Raw genomic sequence first — 21,735 nt, 5'->3', positions numbered from 1 at the left:
TTACTGCGGTAGATGGCGATCGGACAAATTCCCAGACAAGGGAAGGGAAGTGAAACGCCTCTTGCATCGTCATGACTTTATCTCCCCTTTGGGCACGCGGTACATCTTGGGCGAGGTGCCGAGCGCCTGCTTGTAGCGATAGGTGGTCTCCTTCACCAGCCGTTGGGCGATGGGGCTGTCCGGATCATCCAGATTGCCGAACACCAGCGCCTTGGTGGGGCAGGATTCCACGCACGCCGGCTCCTTGCCCGCCGCCAGGTTGGTCTTGCGGCAAAAGTCGCATTTGTCCGCCACTCGGGTGACCGGGTTGATAAAGCGCACCTGATAGGGGCAGGCGGCGAGGCAATACATGCAGCCGACGCAGAGATCCGCGTCGACATCGACGATGCCATCCTCCTTGCGAATATGGGAGGCGCCGGTGGGGCAGACGTGCACGCAGGGGGCGTTGTCGCAGTGCTGGCAGGACTTGCGAAAGAAGCGGTACTCGGCGTCGGGAAATTCACCGATTGGGCTTGAACGGATGATCTCGAGGCGCGAGACGCCTTCCGGCACTTTGTTCACTTCCCGGCAGGCATCCATGCAGGCGGTGCAGCCGATGCAGGCCGTCTCATCGTGGAGCATGCCATAGCGGATCCCGTCGATGGTCTGGCTGTGGGCGAGGGGGGGGGCAAGGGAGCGGGTGTTGGCACTAGCAGTCCCCGTCATCATGATAAGGGCCCCTGCGCCCATGCCCGCCATAAAGTCACGGCGAGAGCAGCTCATGATGCCTCCTTGCCGGTAGCCGGTTTGGACTGCTCCTGCCGTGCCTTGCTGGCCTCATGCTGCTTGCTGTGGCAGTCGACGCAGAGCTTGATGCGGGATTTTTCCGGGATCCCCACCATGGGCTCCTTGGCCGGATGCAACTGGTGGCAGCTGGTGCAGGTGAGCTTGGTCGCGTGCACGTCGTGGGCCCAGAGCGCCTCGCGCAGCTCTTTAGGCTCGTGGCAGCTCATGCAGACTCCATTCTGCTCGCTGATGGGATAAAGCTTGATGCTCTCTTTATCCTTCAGGCTGTGGCTGAAGCGCATCACATCCTTGACCCCTTCCCGGTGCTGGGGGGAGGGCTGGCCGTGGCAGTTGGTGCAGGTCACCGGCTTGAGGTTGTTGGGATTGGTCGCCTGACCATGCTTGCCGTGCATCCCTTCGCTCTGCTCCTTGTGACAGTCGGTGCAGGCTTTGTCGGGATTGCGTAAAAATTCCACCTCATGTGTAGCTGGAACAGGGGCTGCTGCCGGCTCGGCCGCCTGACCCTGCAGGCTGGTGAGCAGCATGGCTGCCATCAGCATCAGTCGTAAGAAATCCATCGTTAAATCACCCATAGGAAGCCTCCATCCGCTGCGGGCCCGACTTGGCACCGGGCCCGCAGGCGCCGTTACTGTGCCAGCCGTCCGGCTGCTTTGGCCTCGGCATCCCAGGCGGGGACCGTGGTCTTGAGGAATTGGGCCTTGTCGCTGTTGAACTGCTTCATATCCATGCCAAGGGCGGCTTGCGCTTTCTCCTTGGTGGAGATGTCGGGGATGGCGATCTCGTGGCTGATCCCCTTGCTGGCCAACAGGCGCGCCAGCTTGGTGCGGGCGTCAGCGGCTTTATCCAGCGCGCTGCCAAGTACCTTGAGGGCCACTTCGGGGGCGTGCATCTGCACCCCGTGGGATGCGATGGCGTAGTCCCAGCGCCACTGGGCGTGACGGATGTCCTGCAGAATATCCTTCATCTCAGCCTCGGTGGCGCCGGCATCCCAGGCCGCCTTGGCTTCAAAGTGGGCGTGTACCAGCTGCTTCTCGACCTTCAGCTTGGTTTCGATTACCGCCTCTTTGCGCTGCTTGACGATCCCCTGCAGCATCTCCTTGCTCTGGGTATGACAGTTGCGGCAGGTCTGCTCGAAACGATCGAAGGGGTTCCCCACTTTGTGATCCGTGTAGACCTTGCCCTGCTCGTTCTGCACCTTGGGCATGTGGCAATCGACACAGGCGACGTTGTTCTGGCCGTGAATGCCGGCGCGCCAGGTTTCGTACTCGGGGTGCTGGGCTTTCAGCATGGGGGTTTTGGAGAGGGCATGAGTCCAGTCGGCAAAGCCGATTTCATCGTAATAGGCCTCCATCTGCTCCACCGTGGTGCCCTTGTCCCAGGGAAATTTGACCGCCTTGGTGGGGCCGCTGAAGTAGTACTCCACGTGGCACTGGCCGCACACCTGGGACTGCTGATCAAAGCGCCCCTGCTCCTTGAACGGCTTGCCGATGGCTGTCATGGCCCGATCGGCATAGGGACGGGAGAGGTGCAGGGCCGGTTTACCCTCCTTGAACTCCTTCGAGGCGGTGTCGTGGCAGTCGGCGCAGCCGATGGTGTTGACTACTTCCGGCCCGCCCTTGGCCCACATCCCTTTGAAGTAGCCATCCTCACCCTGCTCGTCGATGACGCGGGCCACATCCGGGCCTTTGCAGCTCCAGCAGGCCATGGGCAGGGGGCCATCTTCGGCTGTTTTCGGGGCGCCGGTGCGCAGGGTTTCGCGCACATCGGTCAGGGCATAGAAGTGACCGCGCGGCTTGTTGTAATCCTTGGCGAAGGGGTAACCGCCCCACAGCACCACCATGTTGGGATCTTCCGCCAGCGCATCGGTGCGTTCCTTGCTTTCGCTGGTGGCTTGCCAGCTGGTGAACTGATCGGCGTGATCCTTGGCGAACAGCTCGCTGCGCGCCTCGATCTTGCCTTTGGGTTGCGTGTCATCGGCTGCCTGTGCCCAGCCGCTGGTGCCAAGGCTGGTAGTCAGCAGCAGGGCGGCGAGGCCCAGCTTGATCTGTCTGTTGCGTGAACTCACGATCATCACTCCCTAATCGATCTCATTGCCAGACCTGACAGTTCCATCCTGGATGTGGGCATTGGTTCGCCCCCGCCAAGCAGGAGCAGGCAGGCCGCTTCATTGTTATTAGTGAATAAAACCCATGTTTTTATGCGATTGCTCGAATTGGATATTACCAAATGGGTAAAAAGAATGATGATTTATCAGAGGGGGGCTTGCGCTAGATCAATTACCGAGAGCACCAACAGACAGAAATGAGATCCCGGTTAAATTATTAAGAAAGTCAGAATATTGGAAGTGTAATGAGTCTCTGTGGCGGGACGGAGCGACACCTGAGGTATGCCTGTGTTATTTGGCAAGGCATGCAGGGTTATCTGTCATATCAATTATCTATTTATGGGTATAAAAATAATAAATGAATAAATATTCTTTTTTTGAGAGGGCTGTCGGTTACAGTCTGTACGGGCCGGGCGTTCCGCCGATGGGCGAGATGGTCGGCAACATCAATGAGAGAAGCCGGCAATGCCGGCTCCTCTCAGGTCTTATCGTGATCAGATACTGTTTGGGTTGCAGCCCCAAAGGCATGGTGGTGAACCAACGAATACCCCGGCTTCGGGGTTTACACCAGCGGATATGGTCACGCTCATCTTATGCCAGAGCCTGGGCCAGCAGATGAATGGGATGCTCGCAGCGGAAGCTGGTGCTCATCTCGATCTGCCATTTGCAGGTCTCGCAATCGGTGATCACCAGATCGGGGGAGAGGCGGTTGATCTGATCAAACAGCCCCTCGCCGATGGTCTGGCTGGTCTGGTAGTTCTCTGACTTGAAGCCGTAGGTGCCGGCGATGCCGCAGCACTGGGACTCCAGTACCGTCACCTTGACCCCGGGAATGGCGCGCAGCAATTCGAGGGTGTAGATGACGCCCCCCATTTTTTCCATGTGGCAGGGGGTGTGGTAGGCGATGTGCAGATTGAGCGGCTTCATCGCCGGTTTGTTGCCCTTGTAGAACTCGTTCCACAGGAAGCGGGTCACCAGCGAGATGCGATCCCGCACCTTGTGGTTGTCCTGCTCCAGCAGGTGGGGATATTCATCGCGCAGGGTAAAGCCGCAGGTGGAGGAAGTGGCCAGCAGCGGCATCTCGTTGCCCAGCAGGGAGTTCTCCATCTGCTTGATGTTGAAGGCCGCCTGCTGCTTGGCCTTGTCCATGAAGCCGTTGGCAATCAGTGGTACGCCGCAGCACTTCTCCCGCTCAAGCAACTGCACACCGATGTTCATGGCGTTGAGCACCTGCACCAGCTCCTTGCCAAGCTGCGGGTGGTTGTAGTTGACGTAGCAGCCGTGGAAGTAGGCGATCTGCCGCGCAAAGCGGGACTGAGATTCTTTTTGCTTCTTGTACCAGCCGCGGAAGGTGCCCTGGGAGTATTTGGGCAGGTCGCGGTGGGATGAGACCCCCAGCGCCTTGTCCAGCACCAGCTTCATCGGCTTGAGGCCGGTGGTGAAGTTGACCACCGGGGCCATCAGGGTAGACATGCTGCCCATCAGATCGGTGTGGGAGAGCACGAACTCGCGGATCCCCGGTTTGAAGCCGCTGTACTGGTGTTTGGCCTTGGCGATGATGTCGCCGATGCGCACCCCGCTCGGGCAGGCTACTTCGCAGCGCTTGCAGTTGGTGCAGTGCTTGAGGGCGCTGTCAAAGAGCTCCGGGCTCTTGATCCGCAGCCGCTCCCCATCCGGGCCCGCCTGTTTCGGGCCGGGGTAGGCGGGGTTGGCCTTGGCCACCGGACAGTAGGCGGTACAGACGGTGCATTTGATGCACTGATCGAAAGTTTGGTTGGCGTGATCCAGTAGCATGTCAGTTCTCCTCCCGGCGATGATGAAGACACGGGATATGGGACGTAGTAATCATTGGGCAGCGCCCAGAATATGGCCGGCAGCCTGCCAGCCGGTGGCAACGGCAACACCGGAGCCGGAACCTTCACGAATTGGGTCGTAATGGGCCAAGACACTGCCCGCACCATAGAGGTTGGTGAACGGCTTGCCGCCACGCAGCACTCTGAGCTTGTCGTCGGTCTTGACCCCGAAGCCCATAAAGGGGTGGTGATCGAACAGGCGGCGACCGGCCCAGGCATCGCGCTCCTCCAGACTCAACACATCGGCATCGAAGATGGGTTCGCGAATGCCACGCAGACGGGACTCCAGCCCGCGGCTGAAGAAGCTGCCGGAGGCAAGCACAAAGTTGTCTGCCTCGAACAGCTGATCATCGCCATTCTGGGTATGTACACCGACCACCCGGTCACCGTCGTAACGGGCGCCCAGCACCCGCTCGCTGGTGAGGAAGGTGCCACCAAGGGCCATAAAGCGGCGCTTGAGCGCCTCCTGCATTCTCATTCCGATCAGAGACGGCGGCATGGTGGCCACCTCCTTGATGGTGCAGCCGGTGCGCTGCTCCAGCTCCGCCAGACGCGGGCCAACCAGCCCCAGAGACAGGCAGGCGGGCAGCACGATATGGCGGCAGCCGGGTACACCGCTCTCCTGCACCATGCGGCTGATCTCGCGGGCCAGGTCCGCTACCAGATGGTGTTTGTCACAGAGGCGCGCGATGTCGGCTGAGCGAAACTCGTGGGGATTGCGGCTGAATTCCGCCAGCTGGGGCAGGCGGATTTCGCCGGTCAGAATGCGGCAGTGGGCAAAGCGCGGATGGGTCGCCAGATTGGCGGCCGCCAGTGCCGGATGAAAGTCGCGAAAGCCCTCAAGGGTGGCCAGCAGCAGTACATCCGGGATCGGCGCATCGGTGACGCAGGCACAGGTATCGGGGGAGAGCCAGGTGCGCTTTAGGGTACCGATGGGAGTCAGGCGCTGGTGATTGGTGTCTTGGCGAACCAGCGGCAATCCCTGCTCGGCGCAGTGGCGCTGCAGATCGGCCAGACTCGCTTCGATATTTTGCATTCCTACTTTGCTGTAGGGGTGATCCGGATGGGCAGCCATAAAGGCGGGCAGGGCGGCGCGGGGATCTCCCTCGCTTTCGAGCAGATCGACCGAGCCGGAGGAGAAGTGCAGGGCACTCTGGCCGGAGGCCATCAGCAGGGTCTTCTGGCCTGCCTCCACCAGCCGCAGGGCAGCCGAGAGTCCCGCCATGCCACCGCCGATAACGATATTGTCAAACTTCATGACGGCTCTCCTTGTGAGTGGTCTCGCTGGTTGGGTCGCGTGGGGTATCGGCGACCAGCTGTGGCGCCGTCCATTCCCCCAGGCCAAACAGCCCTTCGTAGATCCAGTAGGTGAACTCGGCCTCGCGCAGGGCATCGCCCCACAGCACCGGGCGGGTTCCCTTGTAACGCTCCTCGAGGAACTGGCGCAGCATGACGCAGGCCTGACGACCGTCCGCCTTGCCATACTCCTGCATCAGGCCGGCGGCGCGGTAGGCACACAGCTCGCCCTGACAGGGCCCCATTCCCAGACGGGTGCGGCGGCGCAGATCGATGAGGTTGTCCACATCCAGTTCGCGCAGGGCGTATTCGATTTCGCCTGCGGTGACCATTTCGCACTCGCAGATGAGGGCGTTGGCTTTGGGGTTGTCACGGAAGAAGGCGATGACCCGCTCGCCGTGGCGGTACTGGGCTGAGCCTTCGACCGGCACCGAGAGACCGGGAGCGGAGACCTTCTCCGGGTCCCGCGAGCCAGGCAGGCTCAGCTCGGCGGTCTGGCAGGGTTTGTTGTTACCGAGCTTCTTGGCCAGCAGATCGGTGGCCCACTCCGCCATCAGGCGGTAGGTCATCAGCTTGCCGCCGGTGATAGTGTTGAACCCCTTGAGGCCATCGCGCTCGGCGTGATCCAGCAGCACTATTCCGCGGCTGATGTTGCGGCCGGTGTCGTCACCGTCCACCGCCACCAGCGGGCGAACGCCCGCGTAGGCGCGCAGCAGGCGGGTGCGCGCCATGATGGGGGCAAGCTTGATCCCCTCGCGCAGCAGCACCTCTACCTCTTCGGGTTCGACGGTGAGCTGGTCAATCTTGTTGTAATCGATGCGACTGGAGGTGGTGCCGATGAGGGAGATTGTATCGCCCGGCACCAGAATGTCCGCATCCGCCGGTTTGCGGGCGCGGTTGAGCACCAACTGGTTGATGCGGTAATCCATGATGAGCAGGGAGCCTTTGGCCGGGAACATGCGGATGCCGAGATCGGCGTATTCGCAAATTTGCTGGCCCCAGATGCCGGCGGCGTTGATCACCTCCTGACACTCCACCTCGAACGCTTCGCCGGTGCGGGTATTGATCGCCTTGACCCCGTGTACCCGATCTTGCGTGCGCAGCAGCCCCAGCACCTTGCAGTGGGTGAAAATGCGGGCGCCGTGCTCTTTCGCGTCCAGCACGTTGGCGGCGGCGAGGCGGAACGGATCGACCGTGCCATCCGGCACATGGATGGCGCCGATCATCGCCGGGTTGGCGTTGGGCTCCATGCGCAGGGCTTCACCGGGATCAAGTTGGCGAGTTTCGATACCGGCCAGGGCGCAGGCATCCATAAAGGTGGTTTGGAAATTGATGTCATCTTCCGGCAGGGTGAGGAAGAGGCCGCCCGTGTCCTCGACACAGTGGCTGGCAATCCGCTTGAGGATGCGGTTTTCCTGGATGCATTCGCGGGCGGACTCCTGATCCGTTACCGCGTAGCGGGCACCGGAGTGGAGCAGGCCGTGGTTGCGGCCGGTGGTGCCGGCGGCGATATCATCGCGCTCGAGCAGGATGCAGTCGATGCCGCGCAGTGCGCAATCGCGCATGATGCCGGCCCCTGTGGCACCGCCGCCTATGATGACGACTTGTGTAGTTATTCTTTTCATTGTTGCCCGTCTCATCTCTTCCAGATGAAGCCAGTGTGGCCTACTTCTGAGTGGAAATGTTTGATATGGGCCAAATTTGCGTTCGCAAACGCTCATTTGCTCGCGCGTTAATGAGCATTATGTGACATTTGTCACGCTTGTTATCGCAGCGGTTAATGGGCTGGTGGCGAATGGCAGGTACAAAAAAGGGGCATCGGATGCCCCTTGTCACTGTTTGACGAGTCTGGTGGGTGTGTTATGGGTCAGCCGCAGCACTTCTTGTGCTTTTTGCCGCTGCCACAGGGGCAGGGATCGTTGCGTCCCGCCTTGAGGGGCGCCGGATCCTGCTCTCCCTCGGTGTAGACCCAGCGCCCCTGATAACGCACGAAGCGGGAACGCTCATGGAGGCAGTGACGCTCATCCCCTTCCAGAAACCAGGCTTTGAACTCCACCATCCCGGTTTCATCCTCCGGGCCGCCCTGGCTGGCGATGATCTCGAGACCATCCCAGCGGGTGTCGATGCGTGAAAGCTCTTCGGCGGTGAGACCGCCAAGGTGGGCCGGGTGCCAGCTATGGACCAGATACTCCCCCAGACCGAGCACAAAGGCGCTGTAGCGAGAGCGCATCAGCTGTTCCGGGGTGTCAGCCACAGCGCCACTGTGACGTGAGCCACAGCACAATTCGAGAGAAAGGGTTGAGCCGCAAGGGCAAAGATTCATGATTTTCACGTTCTGGCCGATTTGTTTAAGGGAATTGTAACGAAAGCTGGGCTCGCCCTGCCAGCACCTATACTGATGAGTAAGCAAGGAATTCCAATAAAAACAGCTGCAAGGATGTGAAAGATGACGCTAAAGCAGAAAATCCTGTTACTGGGTGCAGTCCCCGTACTGTTGATGGCCCTGGTGGTCAATCTCAGTAACTACATGGTCTCCAAGAGTGATCTGGAGTCTGATCTGGTGGTGGCGAGAGAAAATGCCATCAAGGAGCGCAAGGCGCTGCTCAGCAGTTACATCATGATGGCCAAAACCGCCGTCGATGCCGTGTATTCTCTGCCGGATTCTCCGGAAAATCGACAAAAGGTCAAAGAGTTGCTAAGACCGCTGCGTTACAGCAGTGATGGCTACTTCTTTGTCTATGACTTCGAGGGCAACACCATACTGTTGCCGGTGCGTACTGAGCTGGAGGGGAAAAACCGCTGGAACGACAAGGATGCCAAGGGCAAATTGCTGATCCAGGAGATCCTCAAGTCGGCCCGTCAGGGGGATGGTTTTACCGAATACTGGACGGCCAAGCCCTCCATCGGTCGCGATGCCCCCAAGCTGGCCTTTACTCTGGTGCTGGACAAATACCAGTGGGCCATTGGTACCGGTTTTTATATCGATGATATCGACAACGAGCTGGCGGCCTTGCGGGCAGAGCGCGAGAGCAACATGCATGCCTCGTTGCAGAGCAGTGTGCTGGTGATCCTGCTGATCCTCGGTATCACCCTGGCGGCGACCGTTATTGTGGGCAACCGGGTCACCAAGCCGCTGGCGGATGCGGTACTGGCATTGAACGATATCGCCAACGGCGACGGGGATCTGACCCAGCGCCTCAAGGTGCAGAGTCAGGACGAGATTGGCCAGCTGGCCAGCGCTTTCAACCGCTTTGTCGAGCGGATCCAGTCGGTGGTGAGTCAGGTGGGCGAGACCAGCAACCACCTCTTTAGCGCGGTCGACAAGCTGCACCATCTGAGCGAACACTATGACCATCAGATGCAGGGCCACAGTCGCGAGACCGACCAAGTGGTTACCGCAGTGACCGAGATGAGCTCCACCGCTCAGGAGGTGGCGGCCAGTGCCTCCAATGCTGCGACAGCAACCAGCGATGCGGCCCGTGAATCGGATGCCGCACGGGGTGTGGTGAGCGGGGCTATCAACAGTATCAATCGGCTGGTGGGGGAGGTGCATACTGCCTCCGGCGTTATCGAACAATTGGCGCAAGAGACCGCCAAGATTGGCTCAGTGGTGGAGGTCATTCGCGGCATTGCCGAGCAGACCAATCTGCTGGCGCTGAACGCTGCCATCGAGGCGGCCCGCGCCGGTGAGCAGGGGCGGGGCTTTGCGGTGGTGGCGGACGAAGTGCGTTCGCTGGCCGGTCGTACCCAACAAAGCACCAAGGAGATCAACGAGATGCTGCAACGTCTGCAGGGCGGGGTGAAGCAGGCTGTGGAGGTGATGCAGGCGAGCGAGGATCGCAGTCAGGAGACGGTGCAAGAGGCGAGCCATATCGCCAGCTCCCTCGACAGCATGGTGATGGCGGTCAGTACTATCAACGACATGAACATCCAGATCGCCACCGCCGCCGAGGAGCAGCACGCGGTATCGGAGGAGATCAACAAGAACCTGGTGGCCATTCAGCAGATTGTCAGCGAGCTGACCAGCGCGGCGGTGGAATCCAACAGCACCACCCGCGATCTGGCCAGTACCGGCGACAAATTGCGCAAACTGGTATCGCAATTCCGTTATTAATCTTGCAATGGTCCGTGACGGCAACCACAAGATGCGGCCTGACCCCCGGTTCAGGCCGCACTTTATTTGGGGATTGACCAATAATGTGTGAAAATTGCCAGCCTCTTTTTTTCAGCCTTTGCCCCATACCCTATGAATGAGATCGTGAAAGGTAGTATCGATTTGATCCGGCAACTCAACTACGGCCTGGTCTATGCCAGCCTGGAAGAGCACAAGGAGCTGTCGCGCACCGATCTCTCCCGCCTGACCGGTCTCTCGCCAGCCAGTATCACCAAGATCACCAGGGAACTGCTCGATGGGGGTCTGGTGGTCACCTGTGGTGAAAGTTCGGTGGGGCGCGGCCGTCGTCAGACCTTGCTGCGCATCAACGAGCGCCGCTTCCAGTTTCTCTCCATGCGTCTTGGCCGTGGCTACGTGGATATGGCGTTGTTTGACTTCTCCGGTCGTTCGCTGGCCCGCCAGCGCCACCTCTTTACCGAGGAGGAGCGCGCCGATCTGCTGGGCAGTCTGGTGCATGCCATCAAGGTGTTTTTGCCGAGAAAGTCCCTCAGTCTGGCCTGTATCGCCCTCTGTCTGCCGGGTCAGGTAGAGCGCCACTCCGGCATGGTCAAGCACTTCCCCTTCTACGATCTGCGCAACTGGCCCCTTGGCCCGACACTGCAACAGGCGTTCTCGGTACCTGTGCTGGTGAGCGGTGATGTGCGCACCTGGATCCAGGCCGAGCGGGAGTGGGGTGCCGCCAAAAATTGCGCCGATGCGGTGCTGGTGTTTGTCCACAACGACATCGGGGTCGGCATGGTGGTCAATGGTCAGCTCATCGAGAGCGAGAATGCGCTGCTCGGGGATCTCAGCCACCTGCAGCTCGAGCCCTATGGCCAGCGCTGCTACTGCGGCGGCTTTGGTTGTGCCTGCACCCTGGTGACCAATCAGGCGCTGGAGGCGCAATACCGGGATCTGCGCGAGCGGATGCAGGAGCACGACTTGCCCGAGAGCGTCACCATCCGCGAGCTGTGCGAGCTGGCGCTGGCAGGCAACAGCCTCTGTCAGGATATTCTCCATCAGGCGGCGGGTCGTCTCTCCAAGGTACTCTCCAATCTCATCTGCCTGCTCAATCCGGGCAAGCTGCTGCTCGGGGGCGAGATCACCCGTGCCGATCGGCTGCTGTTCCCCATGCTGCACCAGTCGCTGGCCAGCCAGTTGCCCGCCGAATATCTGGTGCGGCTGCAGATTGAATCCACCCACTTCTACGAAGATCCCACCAAGCCCACCTCGGTGCAGGTGCACAAGGCACTGCGCGATGGCAGCCTGTTGCTGGAGCTGCTGCGCAGCTGTCAGGAGTCGTAAGACAAGAGGAGTTGGCACTGCGTCTGGCGAAAGGGGCAGGGATTGCTGTTCCGCCAGCGCGTAACTCGGTACAATCTTGCGCTTTTCCGGCAGCCCCCTGTTATCGCGCCCTGTGGCGCCATGACATGTTGGCACCGCTGCCGTTCCTGTTTTGACTCCAGTTGTGAACCTAGATGAAGCCTGTTCCTGATCACGCCGTCAACCGCCTGCGGGCTTGGCGCAAGAGTATCTCTACCCGACCGTTTCTTGCCCGTGGCGGCACCTTGGCCCGCTGTCCGGCCTGTCAGCTGCGCGAGGATTGGTGTGCCTGCGAGTGGCGCCCCGAGCTCAAAGCGGAGGCGGGCTTTTGCCTGCTGATGTATGACAGCGAGCCGATGAAGCCCTCCAACACCGGTCGCCTCATCGCCGATGTGTTACCGGATACCACCTGGGCGTTTCTCTGGTCACGCACCCAACCCCATCCCGAGCTGCTGGCCCTGCTGGCCGATCCCACCTGGCAGCCCTATGTGGTCTTTCCCGCTTGCGAGAAGGAGCCTGCCCGCCTGACCGGCGAGGTGACGCTGACACCGGGTAAAAAACCGCTCTTTATCCTGCTCGATGGCACCTGGCCGGAGGCGCGCAAGATGTTCAACAAGAGCCCCTACCTGGACGGTTTTCCGGTGCTTGCCATCAAACCCGATGCGCTCTCCACCTACGGCATGCGGGTGGCCAACAGCGAGGAGCACCTCTGCACCGCCGAAGTGGCGGCCTGCGTGCTGGAAGTTGCGGGAGAGCTCAAGGCGGGGCAGGCACTGCAGCACTGGTTCAATCTGTTCAGCAGCCGCTACATGGCCGGTCGGGTCAGCCGTTTCCCCGGTGCCGATGAGGATCATCTATGTGAGGCGCTGGCGGCCATCAAGGAAGCGGAAGTCCCGTCACCCGCGCTGTAACGGGCCCTCTGAGGGTTGGGGCAGGGGCGTGGCCGCTCAAATTAATGAAAATCAGGAATCAATTGGCTGCCACTGTTTCGTTAGATTCATGGTCAGTGGCCCGCTAGGATAGCGGACAGCCTGTGCTCCCCGCACAACGTCGTTTTGGTGTTCTCCGGTTGCCCAACCCCTTAGGGCAACCCACTCTCGTGAGGTCTATGGATGGAATTGGAACTGGTTACCCTGTTTGCCCTGTTCGGTGTAGCGCTTGTCGCCGGCTTTATCGATGCCATCGCCGGTGGCGGCGGCCTGTTGACGGTGCCGGCGCTGCTGGCGACAGGCATGCCGCCGGCGCTGGTGCTTGGCACCAACAAGCTGCAGAGCAGTTTTGGCTCTTTCTCCGCCACCTGGTTCTATGCCCGCAAGGGGCTGCTGGAGTGGGCCATGATCTGGCCTGCGGTGATCTGCACCTTTATCGGTGCGGCCATCGGCACGCTGGCGGTGCAGACCATAGACGCCGCCATTCTCGAGCGCCTGCTCCCTTTCCTGCTGATGGCCTTTGCCTGCTACTTCTACTTCTCGCCGCGGGTAAGCGATGCCGAGAGCTCCCGCCGTCTGACTCCCATGCTGTTTGCGCTGCTGGTGGGGGGCGGGGTCGGCTTTTATGACGGCTTCTTCGGGCCGGGCACAGGTTCGTTTTTTGCCATCGGTTTTGTGGCGCTGGCGGGCTTTGGCATGGCGCGCGCCACCGCCCATACCAAGCTGCTCAACTTCACCTCGAATATCGCCTCCCTGCTGTTCTTTGCGCTCGGTGGCAAGGTGGTGTGGAGTGTCGGCTTCTGCATGGCGCTGGGGCAGTTCATCGGCGCTCGCTTTGGCTCCAAGATGGTGTTGAAAAAAGGGGTGAAGCTGATCAAGCCGCTGCTGGTGACCGTCTCCTTGCTGATGTCTGCCAAGCTGGTCTGGAGCCAGTATCCGGAGCTGTTTGCCTGGATCTGATGTGCGCCTTGCTTGCCGCATCGCAATTGTTAACGGGGCCCAAGGGCCCCGTTGTCACATCTGGTGTTTTACAGCGCTAGCTCGGCGTGTCGCTGCGGTGGCTAAAGTGTTGGTGCAGGGTGCTCACCAGCTGGGCAATGCGCTCGCGCTTTAGGCTGTTTGGTCGGTAGACCAGATGGAGGGGGCGGCCCAGCCCGGGCAGTGGGCGCGCCATCTCCCCCTGTTCGCCCACCAGCCCCAGCAGGCCAGCGGGGAGCAGCACAGGGCCAATGCCTGCCTTGGCGAGTTCGATGAGCGCCAGATAGGAGTCGAGCTCCATGGTGGGCTCCAATCCCATATCTGCCAGCGGTTCGCGCAGGTAGCGGTTGGAGGGGTTCTCCAGATCCATGGTGAGGATCTTGCGCCTGCTTTCTGCGCTGGCTGGCGGCAGGCTCTGCTGCGCCTCGCCAACCAGATAAAAGGGCTCTTCCAGTAGCAGATCGGCGCCGAGGCCATGGCCGGGTGGGAGCCGACCGGCGCAGATGCCGAGCAGGGCATCACCGCTGCGCACCCGCGCCAGAATGACCGGCGTGTGGTGGGTAGAGAGGGCAAGGTGGGGATCGTGCTCCAGATAGTCGCGCATGAAGTGGGCGAGATAACCCGCCAGCAGGGTTTCGGAGCAGGCGATGGGGAGAGGACTCTGATCCGCCAGATCCTGACTATCGGCAAGCACCCCTTTCATTTCGGCCAGACTCGGGGCCACTCGCTCAAGCAGCTCCTTGGCCTGCGGGGTGAGGCGGATCTGGCGCCCCTCCGGCTCGATCAGCTTCTTGCCGAGGCGCTGCTCCAGCTGGGCAATCCGCTTGCTCACCGCCGACTGGCTGATATAGAGGCGACTGGCCACCTTGGCCATGGTTCCTTCACTTGCCAGTAGGCTCAGCGTCTCCAGCCCTTCCAGTAACATCTCGCCCCCTTGTTTATCGCCATCAGGATCGTCACAGATTGATCAGCGCTACCTTAGGGGCTGACTGGCTCAGGAGCAAGGGTCGTTTGCTGCCTTGGCCGGTCGAATGCGCCATTCGCTCAAGGGCGGCGCGAAGATCACCAGATTGCCGATCAGGCTGATCACCACTCCGGCCACCGAGACCGGTTGCCAGACAAAGCCTTCATAGAAGGTGGAGAGGGTAAGCGCCACCAATGGAAAGAGCACGGTGGCGTAGGAGGCCTTGCTGGCACCGATGCGCCCCACCAGCGTCAGATAGGCGGTAAAGGCGATCACCGAGCCAAACAGGGCGAGGTAGACCATGGCCACCAGATAGTGGCCATCGGTCGGCACCACCAGCTGTTGGCCTAGCAATATGACCCAGCCCAGCAACAGCACCACGCCGTAAACCATGCCCCAGGGCACCAGTTGCAGTACGTGGTAGCCATGGCGTTGGCCCCGTGCCGAGACCAGATTGCCCAGCGAAAAGCAGAGGGTGCCGCCGCAGGCGAGCAGCAGCCCCTTCCAGCCGTTTGCACCCAGTTGCGCATCCGCCAGCACCGGCCAGAACAGCAGCAGGGTGCCAAAGAGCCCCAGCAAGGAGCCTTGCAGCCAGCGCAGGGTGGGGCGCTTGTTCTCGAACAGCCAGAGGTTGAGGCCGTTGAAGATGCTGGCACTGGCAAAGATCACCGCCGACATGCCGCTCGGGATATAGCGGGTGGCGTGGTAGAAACAGAGAAAATTGGTGGAAAAGAGCAGGGCACCGAGCAGCGCCGCATAGCGCTGGCCATGCCACGGCAGGCGCGGAAAGCGGCCGCTGGCGGTGAGCAGGGCAAACAGTGCCACCGCAGCCAGCAGGAAGCGGTAGAGCACCGACACCTCGATGGGGATGGGGCCAAGTTGCCAGGCGATGGCAATCCAGGTGCTGCCCCAGATAAGCACGGTGGCAAGATAGAGCATCAGGTTCATCACTGTTCCGGTGAGTCAGGGAGAGATGACCCACTATGGGGCAAGCCCTGATGGCTGGATTGCACCATCTTGCGGTTTTTCATCGCCCTGCGCTGTCATCTGCGGGCGCGGTCGGTAAGATGGGTGGCAGCGACATAACACTTACACCGGAACAGGCGGCAGGGGCGAATGAAAACAGCAGGGGTATTTGATGCTCTGGTCAGCACCGGCGCCCGGCTGGACGACGCTTGCTGGCTCGAACCCGGGCTTGGCGTCGCCAGTTGGCGCAACTGCTATGACCAGACCCGCTATCACAAGCCGGGCCACCACACCCTGAGCGTCTATCTGCAAGGAGGCGAGCAGACCGAGCGACTCGATGGGCCGGGTGGCCACGGCGGCACCGGCAAGGTGTGCATCATGCCGGATCACCACAGATCCGAGTGGCTGGTGCGCGAAGAGTTTCGCTTCTTTCATCTCTACTTCACCCCGGCTCACCTCACCCGTATCGCCGAGGAGGTGTGTGACAAGGAGGGGCGCCACCTGCAACTGGTGGACAAGACCTTTATCGACGATCCGCAGGCGGCTTCGCTGGTGCAGCGCCAGTTGATGCAGCTTCAGTGGCAGCAAGGGGTCGATCGGTTGGCACTCTCCCACGGCGCCTGGATGTTGATCCTCCAGGCCTATCGCCACCACACCGAGGAGGCTCCCGGTCTGCCGCCTCTGCGCGGCGGGCTGGCGCCCGTGGTGATCAAGCGGGTGCAGGAGTATCTGCAGGCCCATCTGGCCGATTCGGTCACGCTGGCAGAGCTGGCCCAGCAGGCGGGGCTGAGCGAGTATCACTTTGCCCGCATGTTCGGCCAGAGTCTCGGCTGCCCGCCCCACCGTTACCTGCTGGGGCTGCGGCTCAAACGGGCCAAGCAGCTGTTGACTGGCCCCGAGCCGCTGGCCAGCATCGCCAGTCAGTGTGGCTTCTCTTCGCAGGCCCATTTCGGTAATCGTTTTCGCGAGGCGTTTGGTTTGACGCCGGGGCAGTGGCGGGCGCAATTGTCATCTTCCCGTCACAGATAAGCCTGAGACTTTGGGCAAAAGAGGTGTACTCTCTACCACTTATCCATTGAAAGGAATGCCCATTGAATTATCGCAAACGTCAAATCCGTACCCGTCACCTTTGGTTCAGCCACTGGAATGCCCCGCAAGATCGCACCGCTGTCGTCACCCCTCCCGAACCTGCAGTGCCTCACAGTTCACGTTGAAAAAGCCCGGCTGCCGATAGGATTTTCCAGTTAACTTTGCCACTATTGCTCAATCTGAGTGACGTGGACATTGCAGGATGTTTCTGGAACGTATTGAAGTAAAAGGTTTTCGCGGTATAAATCGTCTTTCGCTCGGGTTGGATCACACCACAGTGCTGATTGGCGAGAATACCTGGGGCAAGTCGAGCCTGTTGCGCGCGCTCTGGTGTCTGCTGGGGCAAAATGCCGAGCCCTATCAGTTCACCGCCGATGATTTTCACCAACCGGAAGATCCCGAGCTGGCCCCTTCGCGTCATCTGCAACTGGTGCTCACCTTCAGTGAGCACAGGCCACAAATGTGCCAGCATTCTCGCCGTCTGGCTCGTCTTGGCGCCTCCTGGGTGCTGCACAAGGACAAGTTTCATCGCATCCACTATCGTGCCAGTGCCGAGCTGCAAGCTGATGGCTCTGTGCTCACCATTCACGACTTTCTCGACGGGGTGGGCAAGAGCCTGCCTATTGCCAATACTAACGAACTGGTTAGCCTGCTGATCACCATGAACCCGGTGTTCCGGCTGCGGGACGCTCGCAGTGCCCGCAACGGGGTGGAAACCCTGCAGTGGGGAGATCTCTCGGAGCACAGACTCAGTGAACTGGCCGACAAGCTGATCGATGAGCCCCAGCGCATCGGGGAGCCGGAGTTGAAGGAGGCGCTGCAAGCAGTGCGCCAGCTGATGGATCACTATTTCAACGCTCTGGCCCCCATCAAGAACAAACCGCGCAGCCAGCGTGACATCATCAATCGTCCCATGACGTTGCGCAATCCTGGCAACCTGCACACCCTGCTGCGCCATGCCGATAACCGCACCCTGCAACTGGCGATGGCCGGGATGGCGGCGACCCTGCTGCAGGCGCGAGGCAATCGCGAGCTGGAGGAGGGGGCCCGTCCCATCATGATCCTGGAGGATCCTGAGAGCCGGCTGCACCCGACCATGCTGGCGCTGGCGTGGGGGCTGCTGGAACAACTGCCGGGCCAGAAGCTGCTCACCACCAACTCGGGAGATCTGCTCTCTTCCCTGCCGCTCAATCAGGTGCGACGACTGGTGCGCCGTCAGCAGGATATCCTCTGTCACCAGCTGGGGGGCGAGCGTTACAGCAGCGACGATCTGCGCAAGATCGCCTTCCACGTGCGGATCAACCGCCCCATGTCGCTGTTTGCCCGTTGCTGGCTGCTGGTGGAGGGGGAGACCGAGATCTGGCTGCTCTCCGAGCTGGCCCAGATCTGTGGTTACAGTTTGCGGGCCGAAGGGGTGCGGATTATCGAGTTTGCCCAGTGCGGCCAGTCACCGCTGATCAAGGTGGCGCGGGATTTTGGTATCGAGTGGCACCTGTTGACCGATGGCGACGAGGCGGGGCTCAAGTATGCTGCTTCGGCCCGGGGCCAACTCAAAGGGGAGCGGGAACGGGATCGGTTGACTCAGTTGCCAGCCTCTGACATTGAACATTACCTCTATCACAATGGTTTTGAAGCCGTGTTCCGGCGGGAAGCAGGGGTGGGCGGACGAGCCATGTGGAGTGCCAGTCATATCATCAATAAGGCGATTCATCACCGCAGCAAGCCGGGGATGGCACTGGCGGTGGTGGAAGAAGCCGAGCGGCTTGGTGCCGAGCATATTCCTCCCGTGCTGCGTCAGATGTTTGCGCGGGTAGTGGCACTGGCTCGCGGTCAGGTGTGAAGTCGGTGTGATAATGGGCCTGTCGGCTGCATCATGACCTTCGGGGCATCTGCTCATTTTTTGCCGGTCTGTTTGTCGTGATTGGGGATAGCCGAAGGTTTGGGTATACTCGCCCACTCTTCTCTGGCGCCCCGGTGGCGCTCCCGAATTCTTGCTGCTGGAGGCGTCATGTTCGTCCAACTCCCACTTTGGCTCTTTCCCCTTACCGGCTTGATGGCACTTGGTGCCCTCATTGCCCTCGGTATCGTGTTATGGCGCGGTGATATCTGCCCCGGCCAGCGCTCACGCATCACTCAGCAGCTCTTCTCCATCTGGGTCATTACCGCGCTCTCCTTGATGCTGGCGGTAGAGGCCAAGGCGGCCAGTTGGCTGATCTGGAGTGGTGGTGCCGCACTGGTGCTCGGGGTCGGCTTGTCGCTGGCCCAGTCACGGCTGGAGGGCAAGCGTGCAGTCCCCTCAACGCTGCTCTGGCTACCGGCGTTGCCACTCGCTGTTTATGGCTTCGGGCTGCTGCAGCTGCAGGGCTGGGTGAGCGGTTTATTGCAGATGGTGATGCTGGGAGCTGCCTTTGCTCACCTGATGCTGTTGCGAGCCCGTCACCGCCTCAAGGCGTTTAATACTCTTCTGCCGCTGGCTGCGCTGGCGGGCGCCATGGCCAGCCTTATCTGGCTGGCCGTGCTGGTGGGCTGGCAAGGGGCTGAAGCCAATCTCGATGATCTGATCCCGGCGGTGGTGACACAGGCTGCCTTGTTGGTGGCTTCCCTGCTGCTCTGGTTCAGCCCGCTCTACTTGCAGCGTGATACCGCGCCTGTGGTGGTTTCCACTTCCCTGTGTGGCCTGCTTATCGCCCAGATCGCCGCTACCAGCGTGCTGTACCAGCTGATCTGACACTGGTACTGAAAAGAGCAAGCCCCGAGCCAAGGCCCGGGGCTTTTTCATATCTGACTCTCGAGAATCAATAGAAGTCATCGGCCCCGCAGATAAACAGGCAACTGCTGCGTGGCTGGGCCAGATACTCTCTGGTCAACCCTTCCAGTGGCATGCCGAAAGTGCAGATATCTTGCGGTGAGGGGAGGGCGGTATCGAGGATCCGCCGCCAGTAGCCGCCAACTCCCTTGGGCGGGCTGGGCAGGTTGAAGGTGAGGGGCTCCCAGTAGGCGTTAAACAGTACGTAAAGGGCCAGTCGGGTTTCGCTTGACAGGGCCGACATGGCGATGGCATGGGAGTGGGGACTGAAGTCTGGCTGCATGGCATTGACTCCGTGCCAGCAGATCTCGCTGTGCCGCAGGATTTCGGTGAGCGACAGTGGCATGCTCTCCTGCTCCGGGCGCTGGAACAGATGTTTGCGATATTGGATCAGCTCCTTCATGAAGCGGAACATCTCCTGGCTGCGGGGAGTTGGTTGCCAATCCATCCAGCAGGTCGCGTTGTCCTGACAGTAACCGTTGTTGTTGCCGTGCTGGGTGCGCAGCAGTTCATCCCCCATCAACAGCATCGGGGATCCCACCGATAACAGGGTTGCCACCATCATGTTCTTGGCTTGGCGCGTGCGCAGGGCATTGATCTGGGGATCGTCCGTTACCCCTTCATGGCCGTGGTTCCAGCTGAAGTTGTGATCACAGCCATCACGGTTCTGCTCGCCATTGGCCTCGTTATGCTTGTTGTTGTAGCTGGCCCAGTCCCACAGGGTAAAGCCGTCGTGGCAGGTGACGAAATTGATGCTCTTCTCGGGATCTGCATGGTGATAGTGATAGATATCGGGGCTACCGCACAACCGTTCGACAAAGGCGGTGACGCTGTTGTCATCCCCGCGCAGAAACCGGCGTACGTCGTCCCTGAACTGGCCGTTCCACTCACGCCAGCGGGCGCCGGCCAGTGATCCCACCTGATAGAGCCCCCCTGCATCCCAGGCTTCGGCGATCAGCTTGATATCGGCGATCTTGGGATCGGTATCTATGGTGCGCAGGGTCGGGGCATTGGCCTGTGGCTGGCCCGATTCATCCCGCGACAAAATGGCAGCCAGATCAAACCGGAAGCCATCGACGTGCATCTCCTGGCGCCAGAAGTGCAGGCTGTCCATGATCATCCGCAGTACCACCGGGTGTGCGCCGTTGAAGGTGTTGCCACAGCCCGAGTAGTTGGTGTCCTTCTGGTTGTTGTCGAGGATGTAGTAGGCCTCGTTGTCGATGCCGCGAAACGAGAAGGTGGGGCCATCATCTCCCCCCTCGGCGGTGTGGTTGTAGACCACATCCAGGATCACCTCGATATTGGCCCTGTGCAACGCCTTGACCATATCGCGAAATTCGGTCAGCGGATCATCGCCACAGGCGTACTGGGCATGGGGGGCGAAAAAGGACATGGGGCTGTATCCCCAGTAGTTGGATAGCCCCCTGGGAGCATCCTGAGGGTCGAACTGAAACACCGGCAGCAGTTCAACGGCGGTGACCCCGAGAGATTGCAGATAGGGGATCTTCTCAATCAATCCAAGATAGGTGCCCCGCAATGCAGGATCAACCCCGGAGCTCGGGGAGTTGGTAAACCCCCCCAGATGGAGTTCGTAAATCACCGAGCGGGAGAGAGAGTGAGCAGGCAGTTTGTCTCCTTCCCAGTTGTAGTGGCGGGTATCGACTACCCGATTTTTGGCGCAGCAAGCCATATTGCTGCCGGGGCGTGCAGCCGCCCATCGGTCATAGTTGGGGCCCAGTTCAATACTGCGCCCATAGGGATCGAGCAGAACCTTGTCACCATCAAAGCGTGTGCCACAATAGGGACGCCATGGTCCCTGGATACGGTAGGCGTAGCGTTGCCCGATGGGGAGTCCTCCAATATGGATATGCCAGTAGTAGGCAGTTCGGTTGAAACGGGGGGAGAGGGGAATTACCTCGGGACTATCATCTTCGGCACTGGAGAAAAGCAGCAGCTCTACCCGGCTGGCCAAGCGGGCCCAGATGGCGAAGTTGACGCCGCGGTTGTCGGGTGTCGCCCCCAACTGACGGCAGTGACCGGCGGAGATGCGCATATCATACCTACCCAAAATGAGGAGTGTTCATCTCACTGAGTGTAGTGCCTGGTATGTGGCTTTGACTCTATTGCCTGAAAAAACAGCATGATGCTGCTAATGTCCTCACTCTCTGTCTGATTAATCTACGAATAAACTTTTTTTGAGATATTTACTTGCAATCTGTGCGCTGGCGCCTATTATTGGCGACCTCAGACGCGGGGTGGAGCAGCTCGGTAGCTCGTCGGGCTCATAACCCGAAGGTCGTCGGTTCAAATCCGGCCCCCGCAACCAACTTTTCGTCAGCCTGCGATTGTGTCAACAGTCGAAAGCAGACAAACGCCATCAAGCTACTGCTCGGCTTGAGGGTGACAATTCGGACGCGGGGTGGAGCAGCTCGGTAGCTCGTCGGGCTCATAACCCGAAGGTCGTCGGTTCAAATCCGGCCCCCGCAAC

17 protein-coding genes and 2 tRNA genes are annotated in these 21,735 nt (G+C 60.4%); 9 read left to right on the top strand and 10 right to left on the bottom strand.

Annotated elements, in window-relative coordinates:
* Positions 1–69: 69 nt before the first annotated feature.
* The 7 genes from nrfC to G5168_RS11595 form a co-directional block, all read right to left on the bottom strand.
* Positions 70–762, bottom strand: coding sequence for a cytochrome c nitrite reductase Fe-S protein (nrfC, locus tag G5168_RS11625; RefSeq protein ID WP_421252237.1), 693 nt, complete (start codon positions 760–762; stop codon positions 70–72).
* A complete protein-coding gene (nrfB, locus tag G5168_RS11620; protein ID WP_139459307.1) occupies positions 759–1,358 on the bottom strand; it encodes a cytochrome c nitrite reductase pentaheme subunit in 600 nt (199 codons plus the stop codon). Before nrfB ends, nrfC begins: the two co-directional genes overlap by 4 nt.
* A gap of 53 nt (positions 1,359–1,411) precedes the next feature.
* A complete protein-coding gene (gene nrfA, locus G5168_RS11615) occupies positions 1,412–2,857 on the bottom strand; it encodes an ammonia-forming nitrite reductase cytochrome c552 subunit (RefSeq protein WP_227342727.1) in 1,446 nt (481 codons plus the stop codon).
* Positions 2,858–3,481: 624 nt separating this feature from the next.
* Entirely contained in the window at positions 3,482–4,684 is a 1,203-nt protein-coding gene (glpC, locus tag G5168_RS11610; protein WP_158111129.1) for an anaerobic glycerol-3-phosphate dehydrogenase subunit GlpC, read from the bottom strand.
* Between the two features lie 51 nt (positions 4,685–4,735).
* Entirely contained in the window at positions 4,736–6,001 is a 1,266-nt protein-coding gene (gene glpB, locus G5168_RS11605; RefSeq protein ID WP_158111130.1) for a glycerol-3-phosphate dehydrogenase subunit GlpB, read from the bottom strand.
* A complete protein-coding gene (glpA, locus tag G5168_RS11600; protein WP_421252236.1) occupies positions 5,991–7,664 on the bottom strand; it encodes an anaerobic glycerol-3-phosphate dehydrogenase subunit A in 1,674 nt (557 codons plus the stop codon). Before glpA ends, glpB begins: the two co-directional genes overlap by 11 nt.
* Before the next feature lie 242 nt (positions 7,665–7,906).
* Positions 7,907–8,362: a YchJ family protein gene (locus G5168_RS11595; RefSeq protein WP_075115082.1), complete on the bottom strand. Its 456-nt coding sequence runs from the start codon at positions 8,360–8,362 to the stop codon at positions 7,907–7,909.
* Between the two features lie 123 nt (positions 8,363–8,485).
* Here G5168_RS11595 and G5168_RS11590 point away from each other — a divergent pair, with 123 nt between their 5' ends.
* The 4 genes from G5168_RS11590 to G5168_RS11575 all read left to right on the top strand — a co-directional run bounded on the left by G5168_RS11590 (position 8,486) and on the right by G5168_RS11575 (position 13,404).
* Entirely contained in the window at positions 8,486–10,153 is a 1,668-nt protein-coding gene (locus G5168_RS11590; protein ID WP_139406894.1) for a methyl-accepting chemotaxis protein, read from the top strand.
* Positions 10,154–10,285: 132 nt separating this feature from the next.
* Complete coding sequence (locus G5168_RS11585) at positions 10,286–11,497, top strand: ROK family transcriptional regulator (protein ID WP_005333476.1); 1,212 nt, start codon at positions 10,286–10,288, stop codon at positions 11,495–11,497.
* 173 nt (positions 11,498–11,670) lie between these two features.
* Positions 11,671–12,426 (top strand): tRNA-uridine aminocarboxypropyltransferase, encoded by a 756-nt coding sequence (locus tag G5168_RS11580; RefSeq protein WP_227342729.1) that lies wholly within the window; start codon positions 11,671–11,673, stop codon positions 12,424–12,426.
* 201 nt (positions 12,427–12,627) lie between these two features.
* The gene (locus G5168_RS11575) at positions 12,628–13,404 is read left to right on the top strand and encodes a TSUP family transporter (protein WP_005333472.1); all 777 of its coding nucleotides are present in this window, start codon (positions 12,628–12,630) and stop codon (positions 13,402–13,404) included.
* A gap of 76 nt (positions 13,405–13,480) precedes the next feature.
* On the opposite strand, the gene G5168_RS11570 is transcribed toward G5168_RS11575, so the two are convergent.
* Both G5168_RS11570 and G5168_RS11565 read right to left on the bottom strand, forming a co-directional pair.
* Positions 13,481–14,347, bottom strand: coding sequence for a LysR family transcriptional regulator (locus G5168_RS11570; protein ID WP_103251180.1), 867 nt, complete (start codon positions 14,345–14,347; stop codon positions 13,481–13,483).
* Positions 14,348–14,416: 69 nt separating this feature from the next.
* The gene (locus G5168_RS11565) at positions 14,417–15,334 is read right to left on the bottom strand and encodes a DMT family transporter (RefSeq protein WP_167574347.1); all 918 of its coding nucleotides are present in this window, start codon (positions 15,332–15,334) and stop codon (positions 14,417–14,419) included.
* 168 nt (positions 15,335–15,502) lie between these two features.
* Between G5168_RS11565 and G5168_RS11560 the strand changes: the two genes are divergently transcribed.
* The 3 genes from G5168_RS11560 (at position 15,503) to G5168_RS11550 (ending at position 19,169) form a co-directional block, all read left to right on the top strand.
* A complete protein-coding gene (locus tag G5168_RS11560) occupies positions 15,503–16,381 on the top strand; it encodes a helix-turn-helix domain-containing protein (protein ID WP_421252235.1) in 879 nt (292 codons plus the stop codon).
* Positions 16,382–16,643: 262 nt separating this feature from the next.
* Complete coding sequence (locus tag G5168_RS11555; RefSeq protein ID WP_216953487.1) at positions 16,644–18,281, top strand: ATP-dependent endonuclease; 1,638 nt, start codon at positions 16,644–16,646, stop codon at positions 18,279–18,281.
* Between the two features lie 168 nt (positions 18,282–18,449).
* Entirely contained in the window at positions 18,450–19,169 is a 720-nt protein-coding gene (locus G5168_RS11550) for a hypothetical protein (protein WP_151285685.1), read from the top strand.
* 67 nt (positions 19,170–19,236) lie between these two features.
* Here G5168_RS11550 and glgX read toward each other — a convergent pair whose 3' ends face one another.
* On the bottom strand, positions 19,237–21,300 hold the full coding sequence (glgX, locus tag G5168_RS11545) for a glycogen debranching protein GlgX (RefSeq protein ID WP_421252234.1): 2,064 nt from the start codon (positions 21,298–21,300) through the stop codon (positions 19,237–19,239).
* A gap of 196 nt (positions 21,301–21,496) precedes the next feature.
* Here glgX and G5168_RS11540 point away from each other — a divergent pair.
* Together G5168_RS11540 and G5168_RS11535 are read left to right on the top strand one after the other, a co-directional pair.
* Positions 21,497–21,573, top strand: a tRNA-Met gene (locus G5168_RS11540).
* 87 nt (positions 21,574–21,660) lie between these two features.
* A tRNA-Met gene (locus tag G5168_RS11535) sits at positions 21,661–21,734 on the top strand.
* The last annotated feature ends 1 nt before the right edge of the window (position 21,735 follow it).

It is taken from the genome of Aeromonas sp. 600724, from assembly GCF_049175135.1.
In the GTDB taxonomy this organism is placed as follows: domain Bacteria; phylum Pseudomonadota; class Gammaproteobacteria; order Enterobacterales; family Aeromonadaceae; genus Aeromonas; species Aeromonas veronii_A.
Note: the sequence above shows the minus strand (reverse complement) of the source record. Positions and strands in the feature narration are given on the sequence as shown.